The organism is Kitasatospora sp. NPDC089797 (assembly GCF_040684795.1).
Lineage (GTDB): Bacteria > Actinomycetota > Actinomycetes > Streptomycetales > Streptomycetaceae > Kitasatospora.
Map to the genome: position 1 here is coordinate 1 of NZ_JBFBGS010000006.1, position 12,161 is coordinate 12,161.

General features: G+C 74.9%; 10 protein-coding genes. 4 read left to right on the forward strand and 6 right to left on the reverse strand.

Annotated features, from left to right (window positions below):
• Positions 1 to 76: 76 nt before the first annotated feature.
• The 5 genes from AB0O91_RS06660 to AB0O91_RS06680 form a co-directional block, all read right to left on the reverse strand.
• Complete coding sequence (locus AB0O91_RS06660; RefSeq protein ID WP_363428598.1) at positions 77 to 736, reverse strand: zinc ribbon domain-containing protein; 660 nt, start codon at positions 734 to 736, stop codon at positions 77 to 79.
• Between the two features lie 125 nt (positions 737 to 861).
• Complete coding sequence (gene lepB / locus AB0O91_RS06665; RefSeq protein WP_363428600.1) at positions 862 to 1,821, reverse strand: signal peptidase I; 960 nt, start codon at positions 1,819 to 1,821, stop codon at positions 862 to 864.
• Positions 1,822 to 1,887: 66 nt separating this feature from the next.
• Entirely contained in the window at positions 1,888 to 2,484 is a 597-nt protein-coding gene (locus AB0O91_RS06670; RefSeq protein WP_363428602.1) for a helix-turn-helix transcriptional regulator, read from the reverse strand.
• Between the two features lie 213 nt (positions 2,485 to 2,697).
• Positions 2,698 to 4,233, reverse strand: coding sequence for a hypothetical protein (locus AB0O91_RS06675; protein WP_363428604.1), 1,536 nt, complete (start codon positions 4,231 to 4,233; stop codon positions 2,698 to 2,700).
• 262 nt (positions 4,234 to 4,495) lie between these two features.
• A complete protein-coding gene (locus AB0O91_RS06680; RefSeq protein WP_363428606.1) occupies positions 4,496 to 5,665 on the reverse strand; it encodes a magnesium and cobalt transport protein CorA in 1,170 nt (389 codons plus the stop codon).
• Between the two features lie 445 nt (positions 5,666 to 6,110).
• Here AB0O91_RS06680 and AB0O91_RS06685 point away from each other — a divergent pair, with 445 nt between their 5' ends.
• From AB0O91_RS06685 to AB0O91_RS06700, 4 genes are all read left to right on the forward strand, one after another.
• Positions 6,111 to 7,448: an FAD-dependent monooxygenase gene (locus AB0O91_RS06685; RefSeq protein ID WP_363428608.1), complete on the forward strand. Its 1,338-nt coding sequence runs from the start codon at positions 6,111 to 6,113 to the stop codon at positions 7,446 to 7,448.
• 205 nt (positions 7,449 to 7,653) lie between these two features.
• Positions 7,654 to 9,255: an ABC-F family ATP-binding cassette domain-containing protein gene (locus AB0O91_RS06690; RefSeq protein WP_363428610.1), complete on the forward strand. Its 1,602-nt coding sequence runs from the start codon at positions 7,654 to 7,656 to the stop codon at positions 9,253 to 9,255.
• Between the two features lie 204 nt (positions 9,256 to 9,459).
• Complete coding sequence (locus tag AB0O91_RS06695; protein ID WP_363428612.1) at positions 9,460 to 9,951, forward strand: universal stress protein; 492 nt, start codon at positions 9,460 to 9,462, stop codon at positions 9,949 to 9,951.
• A 231-nt stretch (positions 9,952 to 10,182) separates the two neighbouring features.
• Entirely contained in the window at positions 10,183 to 11,439 is a 1,257-nt protein-coding gene (locus tag AB0O91_RS06700) for an arsenic transporter (protein ID WP_363428828.1), read from the forward strand.
• A gap of 96 nt (positions 11,440 to 11,535) precedes the next feature.
• Here the strand turns inward: AB0O91_RS06700 and AB0O91_RS06705 are convergent, their stop codons facing one another.
• A complete protein-coding gene (locus AB0O91_RS06705; RefSeq protein ID WP_363428614.1) occupies positions 11,536 to 12,138 on the reverse strand; it encodes an HAD family phosphatase in 603 nt (200 codons plus the stop codon).
• Positions 12,139 to 12,161: the final 23 nt, after the last annotated feature.

Here is a 12,161-nt window from a genome sequence, read left to right on the forward strand (position 1 = left end):
CTCGGCGCGCATGTCGGCATCCCGTTCCTCGGCCAGCCCGGCGCCGGAGGTCCGCGGGCGCCCCGTTCCGTCCCTGCTACCGCCTGGTCCCGCAGGACGGGCAGAACGCGGAGCCCTCCGGCACGTCCTGACGGCACTGCGTGCACTGGACGGGCTGCGCCAGCTTGAACCCGCAGCCCGGGCAGAACGGCGTGCCGTGGGTCTCGGTCCGGCACTGCGGGCAGACCAGTTGGCGCGGGGTGCGGACGTCGTACTCCGCGCCGGACTGCTGGCCGGTCTGGTAGGCCCGGTCCGTCACCATGTCGTTGAGGCCGCGCCGCTGGGCCGCCGCCGCCTCGGCCGCGGTGTCCGGGGCGCAGTTGAAGCACAGGCCCTGGTCGGCGTTGAAGCAGCGGCCGCAGACGTAGTGGGTGCACCGGGCGCAGCGGTTGAAGTGCCCCTGGGCCTCGGCGATCGCGCGCTGGAAGGCCGCGTCCCGGGAGGTGCCCCAGGTCTGGCCGGCCAGGCCGTCCGCGGCGTTGCTGATGGTGTTGGCGTTGCCGCCGATCAGGTTCCAGGCCGCGCTGACGCCCTTGCCTATCCAGCCCGCCACCTGCCCTGTGGTGAACCGCTCGAAGGGCGAGCGCCAGGTGTCGGAGCAGCGGTGGCAGTAGAACTCGAACTGGAACCCCGCGCCGGTGCCGTGCTGTTCGCACAGGTCGCGGTAGTTGTTGCTGAAATTGATCTCGGAACTCACGTCGTCCCCGGTTGCTGAAAAGTGGCCTCGTCGGCGTTCGCTCCCAGGGACGATAGGGCGCCCCGAACGGTTCCGCCAAGAACTTCTGACACTGTCTTCACAACCGGGGACGAACGCCGCGCCGCTCAGCCCTTCGTGTTCCGGGCCCGCCGACGGCGCCACAGGGCGATCGGCACGACACCCGCCACGGCGAGCGCCGCCGGTGCGGCCGGCGCCTCCACGGGGCTGCCCGCGGCCCGGGAGGGCACCTTGTCGAAGGTGTCCGGGACGGGCAGGGTGGACCAGTCGGAGAGCGGCCACGCGACCACGAAGGCCCGGCCGACCACGTTGTCCACCGGCACGAAGCCGTCCCCGGTGAGGTTGTGGTGCGGGCGGGAGTCCCGGGAGTTGTTGCGGTGGTCGCCCATCACCCAGAGCTTGCCCTTGGGCACGGTGACGGTGCCGACCGGGTCGTTGTCGCAGGGCGTCGACCCGGGGAAGATGTACGGCTCGTCCAGCGCCGTGCCGTTGACCTTCACCGGGCTGCCCGCGTTGCACTCGACGGTGTCCCCGCCGACCGCGATCACCCGCTTGATGAGGTCCTTCTCGTCCGCCGAGGGCATCAGGCCGACGGTGCTCAACGCCTTCTGGACGGTGCCCATGAGGCCGCTGGAACCCGTCGTCGGGGTGTCCTCCAGCCAGCCGCCCGGGTCGCGGAAGACCACCACCTCGCCGCGCTCCGGCTCGGCGCCGAACCACGGGGTGAACTTGTCGACCAGCACCCGGTCGCCGATCTGCAGGGTGTTCTCCATCGAACCGGAGGGGATCGAGAAGGCCTGCACGAAGAAGGTCTTGATGCCGAGCGAGAGCAGCAGGGCGATCACCAGCAGGATCGGCAGTTCCTGCCAGAACGGGCGCTTCTTCCGCCCGGGCTTCCCGGCGGCGGCCCCGGCACTCCCGGCGGCGGCCCCGGCGGCGCTCCCGGCGGTCTGCTCCGGCCCGGTCGTCGGCCCGTCCCGCCCCTCCTCCGCGCCTCCCGGCGCGGCCGTCGGCCGCCCCTCGGGTCCACCGCTCTCGCCGGACTCCGTGCTCTGCTGCACACTCATGTGATCGGCCCCTCCCGACGGCCTGTCGGGGAGCCCGAAGCGGATGCTCCCCGTCAGGGAACGAACCTACCGAACAGAGGTTCCCGGACGCGCCCTGATGTGGATCCGTTCGCCCTGCGGACCGAACAGGCTGAGGAACTCCACCGGCTGCGGACCGGCGTTGCCGAAGGCGTGCGGCGTCCGGGTGTCGAACTCGGCGGCCTCACCGGCCGTCAGCTCCAGGTCGTGCGGGCCGAGCACCAGCCGCAGCCGCCCGGACAGCACGTAGAGCCACTCGTAGCCCTCGTGGACCTTCAGTTCCAGCTCGGGACCGCTGTTCCGGCCGGGCGGCACGATGTGCTTGTACGCGTGCAGACCGCCGAGGTGGCGGGTGAGCGGGACGACGGTCTGGCCGTTCCGGGTGACCGGGCGCGGGTGGATCCGCGGGTCGCCGGTGGCCGGGGCACCGACCAGTTCGTCCAGCGGCACCCGGTACTCCCGGGCCAGCGGCAGCAGCAGTTCCAGCGTCGGCTTGCGCTGCCCGGACTCCAGCCGGGACAGCGTGCTGAGCGAGATGCCGGTGGCGGCGGCCAGTTTGGCGAGCGTGGTGCCGCGCTCCCGGCGCAGGGCCCGCAGCCGGGGACCCACCGTGGTGAGGACGTTCTCGAACTCTTCGTCGGCCATGCCTGCTATTCGCCGGGACGGCAAGGGCGGTTGTCAAACCGGCACACCGTGAACGGCCCACCGGCCGCCCGGTCGCGTTCCGGCGGCCTTCCGGCGGCGCTCCGGCGCCCGGACCGACGGCGGGGCCCGGTGGCGCTCCGCCGATCGCCACCGGACCCCGCTCCTCGGCTTCCCGGATTCCCGCCGTCCACTCCTGGCGCGGTCGCCGCCCCGCTACCGGTACTCGCGCAGCCGGGGCCGCACCCCCAGCGCGATCAGCACCAGCGCCGCCGCCAGCACCGCCCCGCCGAGGGCCGCCGTGCTGGCGTCGAGGTCGGCGTCGGTCGCCGCGAGGGCCCCGTCCATCGCCTTCTGGTTGACCGCCACGGTGTCGTCCATGGCCGTGCTCAACTGCCCGAACTGGTAGTTGGACTGGCCCTTGGCGAGCCCGGTGTTGAGCGTGATCGCGTCCTTGAGCTTCCCCTCGGCGCGCAGGTCGCGCATCCTGCCGTCGATCGCCTGGTACTCCTGGAAGGCGCTCAGGACCCGCTCGGCGGCGTCCTGTTCGCCGGGGAAGGTGATGTTGTGCAGCTCGCTGCCCAGGAAGCCGCCGAAGGGGACGACGGAGCGGTCCGCCCGGTGCCGGTCGACGGCGTCCTGCAGCCGGCTGCCGTAGGTCGCCAGGGTCGCGCCGTCGAGCCGGACGATCGCCTGGCTCTGGTCCAGGTAGGCCTGCTCCCAGACGGCGGCGCGGCCCGGGTCGATCAGGTAGCGGCTCTCGTCGGCGTTCATGTCGTAGGCGACGGCGCGGGCCCGGCTGAGCGCGATCACCGAGTCGTAGGCGTCGTGCTTGGCGGTCACCAGGTGGTCGTCGGTGCGGGCCACCAGGTTCAGCCCGACCGCCAGCACCACCCCGGTCAGCACGGTGACGGCCGCCAGCGCGGGGTTGAGCACCCGGCGGTAGCGCACGGCCAGCGCCCGCTGGAGCCCGAACAGCACCACCAGGGCGAGCAGTCCGACGACGAACAGCCACCACCAGCCGGCGCCCAGGGCGTCGCGCTGCTGGGCGTAGACCCGGTCGACGGTGGCCTCGTTGGCCGCCGTGACCTGGTCGGCGGCCGGCAGCAGCTGGCTGCGCAGCAGGTCGGAGGCCTGCCGGTAGGCGTCCAGCGCGGCGGGCGCGGGCTGGCCGGCCGGGGCCGCGGCCTGTTCCTCCAGCAACTGGGCGCGGGCCACCAGGGCCTCGTAACTGCCCAGCCGGCCGAGCACCAGCTGGACGGCGTGCTGTCCGGCCGGGTCGTCGGCGGCGGCCTGGGCGGCCTGCTGGAGGTCGTCGTCGGCCTGGTTGCGGCGCTGCTCGTAGGTGTCCAGGGTCTGCTTGCGCAGCGCGGCGTAGTCCTGGTCGCTGCCGACCAGCAGCAGGTTGGCGGCCTGGGCGTCCATGTCGCTGAGCGCGAAGTAGAGGTCGGCGGCGCGGACGGCCTGCGGGGCCGCCCGGTGGCCGATGGTGTCGGTGCCGTCGCGCGCGCCGCCGAGGACGGCGGTGGCGGTGGCACCGAGGCCGATCAGGGCGGCCAGGCTCAGCGCGGTGAGGCCCCGGACCAGGCGCGGGGTGGTCCAGTAGGCCCGGCCGGCGACCCGCCGCAGGCCCCGGACGAACCGGGCCGGGGCACCGGGCGGGGCGCCCGCTCCGGCCGGCCCGGGGCCCTCGTCCGCTCCGGCGGCCCCCTCCGGTGAGGTGACCGTCCCGCCCGCTGTCGAGGTGCTCATGACCGCACGCCCCTTCCCCCGTTTGCCCGGCCTGCCGGGGTCCCCGGTGGGAACCTCCCGGTGGGAACCGAACACAGAACCGTTTCTCTCCGCCGCGCGACGCTAGTGCCGCGCCACCTGCGGCGGGGCGCTTCCTGACGGCTCCTTGACGCCGCCGGGCGGGGTTCTTGACGCTTCCTTGGCGCCCGGTCACGAGGGGGTCACGGCGGGGCCGCGGCAAGGCCACGGCGGGGAGCGCCGCCCGGTCCCGCCACCGCGGGGGTCAGAGCCAGTTGCGGCGCTTGAAGACCAGGTAGAGCCCGGTGCAGACCAGCGCCATCAGTCCGATCGCGAACGGATAGCCGAAGGCCCACTTCAGCTCCGGCATGATCTCGAAGTTCATCCCGTAGACCGTGCCGATCAGGGTCGGCGCGAACAGGATCGCCGCCCAGGAGGAGATCTTCTTGATCTCGTCGTTCTGCACGTGCCCGGCCTCGGCGAGCTGCTTCATCTCCTCGTTCTGCCGCTGCGAGACCAGCGTGGCGTTCACCGTCAGGATGTTCTGCAGCATCTGCCGGAAGCCGTCCACCCGCTCGGCCGCGTAGGTGGCGTGGTCGGCGACGTCCCGCAGGTAGCGCTGGAGCTCGTCGTCGGTGCCGTACTTGCCGAAGCCCGCCTCCAGGCTGCGCATGATCTCCAGCAGCGGCCGGGTGGCCCGCTGGAGCTCGATCACCTCGCGGGACAGTTCGTAGATCCGGCGGGAGACCTGCGGGTCCCCGCCGAACACCTCGGTCTCGATCTCGTCGATGTCGTGCTGCAGTCCGGCGATGACCGGCGCGTAGCCGTCCACCACGGCGTCCAGCACCGCGTACAGCACGGCCTCCGGGCCGAGCGCCAGCAGCTCCGGGTCGGCCTCCAGGCGGCGGCGCACCGCGGAGAGGTCCGGGGCCTGGGAGTGCCGGACGGTGAGCACGAAGTCGGGGCCCACGAACAGGTGGATCTCGCCGAAGTCCACCTCCTCCGCCTCGTCGAGGTAGCGGGCGGCGCGCAGCACCACGAACAGGGTGTCGCCGTAGCGCTCCAGCTTGGGCCGCTGGTGGGCCACGATGGCGTCCTCGACGGCCAGTTCGTGCAGGTCGAAGCGGTCCGCGGCCTCCAGCAGCTGCGCCTCGGCCGGGCGGTACAGCCCGATCCAGGCCATCGTGCCGGGCCGGTCGGGCAGTTCGCGGTAGAGGTCGGCGAGGTCGGCCGGGGCGTCCGTGCGGCGGCCGTCCCGGTAGACCGCCGCGTCGACGACGGAACGTTCCAGCGTGACCGGTTCGACGGGGTGCTCCGGCCGCGGGTCCATCGAGTGCTCGGGCGCCGACCGGGGGTCGACGGGCCGCCGCTCGGCCGTCGGACGGGAGAACGGGCGCTTGCTCGCGCGCACGGCGCGCACGTGCCAGTCGGACATGACGGGGAACCTCCACGGTGGGGTCCGGCCCGCGCCGCGTCTCGGCACGGCGGGCCGGAGGCGCCCGGCCGGCCGCCACGCGCACGGCGCACCGGCGGCGCCCCGCCGGGGGCGGGGTCAGACCTGCGCGGGAGCCGTACGGGAGGAGGAGTGCCGGGGGCCGCGAATCCTGCGGGACAACCGGGGGCGGGGCCGACTTCGACCCGTACTACTGCACTCCACGGCTCTCACCTCCTCGATTCCGGACGCCCGGGCGCCGACCAACCGGGCCGATTTTAGTACCCGCACGACCGAACCGTGCCACCGGGGCACCCGCCGGCCCGGGAGCGGACCGCGCTCACCCGCTGCCGACCGTCCCGACGCGGCGTCAACAGAGGCGCTCAGCTGGCCCTTTCACCGGACGACAGCGATCACGGACGAAGCCCGCACCACTACGCTACGGCGCATGACTTCTTCGGACACGGCCCCCGGGCGGGGCACGGCAGTGGTGATCGGCGGCGGTCTGGCCGGCGTGACGGCGGCCTGGGCGCTGCGGGGCTTCGCCGAGCGGATCGTCGTGGTGGAGCGGGACCGCTACCCGGAGGAGCCGGTGTTCCGCGCCGGGGTGCCGCAGGGGCGGCACGCCCACCTGGTGCTGGAGGCGGGCCACCGCGCGCTGGAGGAGCTGATGCCCGGCAGCAGGCAGGAGTTGGCGGCCGCGGGCGCGCACCGGGTCTCCGTGTCGGGTGATCTCAAGTGGCTCGGCGCGGCGGGCTGGCTGATCGAGTACCCGGCGCGGATGGCCTTCCTCTCCTGCACCCGCCCGGTGCTGGACAAGGTGGTGCTGGACCGGGTCCGCACCGAGCCCTCGATCGAGTTCCTGGAGGGCACCGACGTGGTCGGCCTGCTCGGCTCCGCGCGGGCGGTGACCGGGGTGAAGGTCCGCGAGCGCGGCCCGGACCGGGCCGAAGTGCGCGAGCTCCCGGCCGAGTTGGTGATCGACGCGGCCGGCCGCTCGACCTCCGTGCCGAAGTGGCTGGCCGAACTGGGCGGCCGCCCGGCACCCGAGGAGCGGGTGGACGCGGGCGTCGCCTACGCCTCCCGGCTGTTCCACCGCCCGTCCGGGGTCGACCTCGGCTGCCAGGCGGTCTACCTGCAGACCAAGGCCCCGGACGCGCCGCGGATGGGGGTCCTGCTGCCGGTCGAGGGCGACCGCTGGATCGTCAGCCTGGCCGGGATGCGCGGCGCCGAACCCGGGCCCGGCGAGAAGGGCTTCGACGACCATCTGGCCCGGCTGCGCGACCCGCTGCTGCAGGAGGCGCTGCGGGAGGCCGAACCGGCCGGCGAGGTGCGCGGCTTCCAGCCCGGCCCGGGGGTGCGCCGGCACTACGAACGCGGCTGCCCCGACGGTCTGGTGGTGGTCGGCGACGCCGCGAGCACCTTCAACCCGGTGTACGGGCAGGGCGTCACCGTGGCGATGTTCTGCGCCCAGGCGCTGCGCCGCACCGCGACCCGCCACGGCGACATCGGGCACGCCACCGCCCGCGAGGCCCGGCGGGGCGTCGCGGCGGCCTCCAAGGTCGCCTGGATGATGTCCGGCGCCGAGGACGTCCGCTTCCCCGCCACCACGGGCGGCCCCTCCGGCGCCATGACCAGGCTCCAGCAGCGCTACCTCGACAAGGTCCTGGCGGGCACCACCCGTGACCCGGTGGTGACGGCCGCGTTCCACGAGGTGCTCTCCCTGGTGGAGCCGCCGAGCCGGCTGTTCCACCCGACCGTGCTGGCCGCCGTGCTGCGCGGCTGACGGCCGCCGACGGCTCCCGGCGGCCGCCGGCCCGCGGCCGTCCGGTGCCGGGCCCGGCACCGGTCCGGGCGCATCCGTCAATTCGGATGCACCCGGATCGTCCGGCCGCTACCCTGGTCGACATGTCTACGCCCCGAATCTCCTAGCTGACGGACCCGCTTCCACGCCACCCGTGTGTCCGCCAGCTGTTTCGGAGCGTTATCCCATGATCACCACCCGTGGTGTCGACCTGCGCGTCGGCGCCCGCCTCCTCCTGTCCGACGTCACCCTGCACATCGCCCCCGGCGACCGGATCGGCCTGGTCGGCCGCAACGGCGCCGGCAAGACCACCCTGCTCGCCACCCTGGCCGGGCAACTGCCGCCCGCCGCCGGCACCGTCACCCGCACCGGCCCGGTCGGCTACCTCCCGCAGGACTCCCGTGCCGCCGACCCGGCCGCCACCGTCACCGACCGCATCCTGTCCGCCCGCGGCCTGGACACCGCCGTGCGCGCGCTGCGCGCCGCCGAGCAGGCGATGGCGGGGGCCGGCTCCCGCGCCGAGGAGCGCCGGGCGATGGACGCCTACGCGCGCGCCGACGACCGGTTCCAGTCCCGCGGCGGCTACGCGGCCGAGGCCGAGGCCGCCCGGGTCGCGGCCGGGCTCGGCCTGCCCACCCGGGTGATGGACACCCCCGTCGGCACCCTCTCCGGCGGCCAGCGGCGCCGGGTCGAGCTGGCCCGCATCCTGTTCGCCGACCACGGCACCCTGCTGCTGGACGAGCCCACCAACCACCTGGACGCCGACTCGGTCGCCTGGCTGCGCGGCTTCCTCGCCGCCCACCAGGGCGGGCTGGTACTGATCAGCCACGACCTCGACCTGCTGGCGGAGACCGTCAACCGGGTCTTCCACCTGGACCCGCAGCGCGCCGCCGTCGACGTCCACAACACCGGCTGGCGGGCCTACCTGGCCCAGCGCGCCGCCGACGAGCGGCGCCGCACCCGGGAGCGCGCCAACGCCGAGCGCAAGGCCGCCGCCCTGCACGCGCAGGCCGACCGGATGCGGTCCAACGTCGCCACCGCGACCACGGCCCGCAGCATGGCCAAGCGGGCCGACCGGATGCTCGCCGAACTGGAGCCCGTCCAGCGGGCCGAGCGCACCGCGCGGATCCGGCTGCCCGAGCCGGCGCCCTGCGGCCGGATGCCGCTCGGCGCGGTCTCCCTCGCCAAGGCCTACGGCGGCCGGACCGTGCTCGGCGGCCTGGACCTCGCCGTCGACCGGGGCGCCCGCCTGGTCGTGCTCGGCCTCAACGGGGCGGGCAAGACCACCCTGCTGCGGATCCTGGCCGGCCACGAGCGCCCGGACTCCGGCCGGGTCGTCCCCGGCACCGGCCTGCGGCTCGGCTACTTCGCCCAGGAGCACGACACCCTGGACCCGGCGCTCAGCGTCCGCGACAACCTCGCGGCGGCCGCGCCCGGGCTGGCCGACGGCGAACTGCGCACCGTCCTCGGCGCGTTCCTGTTCCGGGGCGACGACGCGGACAAGCCGGCCGGGGTGCTGTCCGGTGGCGAGAAGACCCGGCTCGCCCTGGCCGCCCTGGTCCACTCGGGCGCCAACGTGCTGCTGCTGGACGAGCCGACCAACAACCTCGACCCGGCGTCCCGCGCCGAGGTGCTGGCCGCGGTCGGCACCTACCCGGGCGCGATCGTGATGGTCACCCACGACCCGGGCGCCATCGAGGCGCTGCGGCCGGACCGCGTCCTGCTGCTGCCGGAGGGCGACGAGGACCTCTGGCACGACACCTACCTGGACCTGGTCGGCCAGGCCTGACCACACCCGGTCGTGCGTCCTCCGGGCTCCCCCGGGGGACGCACGACCGGGCCCCTCGCTGCCGCCTCCGAGCGATCCGACGGGCGTCGCGGGGGTCGCCGCGGCCGGGTCCACCCGGCGGCGACGGTCCGTCGTGCCCGGTTCCCGACGTCGACCGTTAGGACAGAGTGGAAGTCCCCGTACGCCATCGGAGGTTGAACCGCTGTGACCGTCCTCGTCTGGATCACCGAAGGCACCTGGCCGGCCTGTGTCGACGCCGCCCGCGCCCACGCGGCGCAGGACGCGGAGGTCGTCCTGCTGCACATCAGCGGCCAGGACGTCCCCGGCCTCGCGCACGGCGCCTTCGCCGGCCTGCTCGGACGCGGCCGCCCCGAGCGCGACCCCGGCGGCCTGGTGGAGGCCCTGGCCGCCGACTCGGCCGGACACCTCCTGGACACCGCCGCCGAACGCCTCGGCCGACCCTGCACCCGGCTGGAACGCACCGGGCGCGCCGAGCACGAGGTGGTCGCCGCGGCCGACGGGGCCGAGTTGCTCGTCCTCGCCCGCGACGGCGACCGCACCCGCCGCGGGCCGCACAGTCTGGGCCCGGCCGCCCGGTTCGTCGTCGACCACGCCCCCTGCCCGGTGCTGCTGGTCTGGCCGGAGCCGGCGCCGGGCGCCGACACCTTCCCGCCCCCGCCGCCCCACCACCGCTGACGCGAGCGGCCGGTGGCCGCCGGGCGGAGGACGGCCCCGGAGTCCGGGACGGCGGGCGTGGAGGGCCCCTGGCTCCGCGCTCCCCCGCTCCCCGGAGCGGCCTGCGTCGCCCGCGCCCGCAGCGCGTACTGTGGGGCCGCACCGGCGGGCCGTGACCATGCGTTTCCGGCCCTCCGGTGCGATTCCGGTGCGTTCCCGGTGCGACGTCGCCCCCTCGGCAAGGAGCAGATCCTGAGTACCCCGTTCGCGGAAGCCCTGTCGATCGTCCTGCTGGCGCTGGTGCTGGTCTGCGCGGTCGTCCGGCCGTGGGGCTGGCCGGAGGCCGTGGTCGCGGTACCGGCGGCCGGGCTGCTGATCGGCGTCGGCGCGCTCCCGCCGTCGGCCGCCCTGGCCGAGGTCGAGCGGCTCGGACCGGTGGTCGGCTTCCTGGCCGCCGTGCTCGTGCTCGCGCAACTCTGCGACGACGAGGGCCTGTTCCACGCCTGCGGGGCCTGGATGGCCCGCACCGCCGCCGGGCGGCCGCGCCGGCTCCTGGTCCAGGTGTTCGCGGTCGCCTCGGTGATCACCGCCGTGCTCAGCCTGGACGCCACGGTGGTGCTGCTCACCCCGGTGGTGTTCGCCACCGCGGCCCGCCTCGGCGCGCGCCCCAAACCGCACCTGTACGCCTGCACCCACCTGTCGAACACCGCCTCGCTGCTGCTGCCGGTCTCCAACCTGACCAATCTGCTGGCCTTCGCCGCCAGCGGGCTCAGCTTCACCCGGTTCGCCGCCCTGATGGCGCTGCCCTGGCTGGCCGCCATCGCCGTCGAGTACGCGGTGCTGCGCCGGTTCTTCGCCGCCGACCTGGACGCCGGCGCCCGGGGGCCGGTGGCGGCCGAGCCGCCCGCCATGCCGCTGTTCGCGCTGCTCACCGTGGCCGGCACGCTGGCCGGCTTCGTCCTCACCTCCGCGCTCGGGATCGATCCCGCGTGGGCGGCGCTGGCCGGCGCCCTCGTGCTGGCCGTCCGGGCACTGGCCCGGCGCCGCACCACCCCGGCCGCGATCGTCCGCTCCGCGGCCGTGCCGTTCCTCGCCTTCGTGCTGGCGCTCGGCGTCGTGGTCCGGGCCGTGGTCGACAACGGGCTGGCCGCCGCGCTCGGACACCTCGTCCCGCACGGCACCTCGCTGCCCGCCCTGCTCGGCCTCGCCGCGCTGGCGGCCGTGCTGGCGAACGTCATCAACAACCTCCCGGCGACCCTCGTGCTGCTCCCGCTGGCCGTGCCGTCCGGGGCGGGCGCGGTGCTCGCGGTGCTGCTCGGGGTGAACATCGGCCCCAACCTCACCTACGCCGGCTCGCTGGCCACCCTGCTGTGGCGGCGGATCGTCCGGGCCCACGACACCGCGATCGGCCTCGGCGAGTTCACCCGGCTCGGACTGCTCGTCGTGCCCGCCGCCCTGGTGACGGCCGTCCTGGCGCTGTGGGGGTCCTTGCAGGTCGTCGGAGGATGAGGCCCCCGGGCCGACCCGCAGGGCCGTACGGCTGCCGGTTGGGCGGCGACCGGTGCGGTCGGCTCCGCTGGACGGACGGCGCGGACGACCGCTCGCTCAGCCCCGCGGCCGGGTGACCGGCCGCACGTCGATCACGGCCATCCCCGCCGTGCGGGCCGCCTCGATCCCCTCGTCGCTGTCCTCGTACACCAGGCAGTCGGCCGGTGCCGTCCGCAGGGCTTCGGCGGCCCGGAGGAAGATGTCCGGGGCCGGCTTGCCGCGGTCGACCTCGTCGCGGGTGACCAGGGCGGTGAACAGCCACTCGAGCGAGAGGTGCCGCATGGTCGTCTCGATGATCCGGCGGGCACCGCCCGAGGCCACCGCCAGCGGGAGCGTGCCGTGGTAGGCCATCGCCACCTCGGCCACCTGCGGGTGCACCCGGATCCGGTCCGCGTTCGCCAGGAAGTGCCGGTCGCGGGCCGCCACGAGGTCCTCGACCGGGGCGGTCAGCCGGGCGCCGGTCTCGGCCGCCAGGGCCTGGATCATGTCGGCGGAGGAGAGGCCGGTCCTGGCGTCGAACCAGTCCTGGTCGAGGCCGAGCCCGTGCGGCGCCAGGGCCGCGCCCATCGCCCGGAAGTTCGCGTCCTGGCTGTCGACCAGCGTGCCGTCCCAGTCGAAGAGCAGGGCCCGGGCCGGGCCCGGGTGGAGTTCGGCGAGCATGAGGGTGGCCTTCCTGGAGGTCG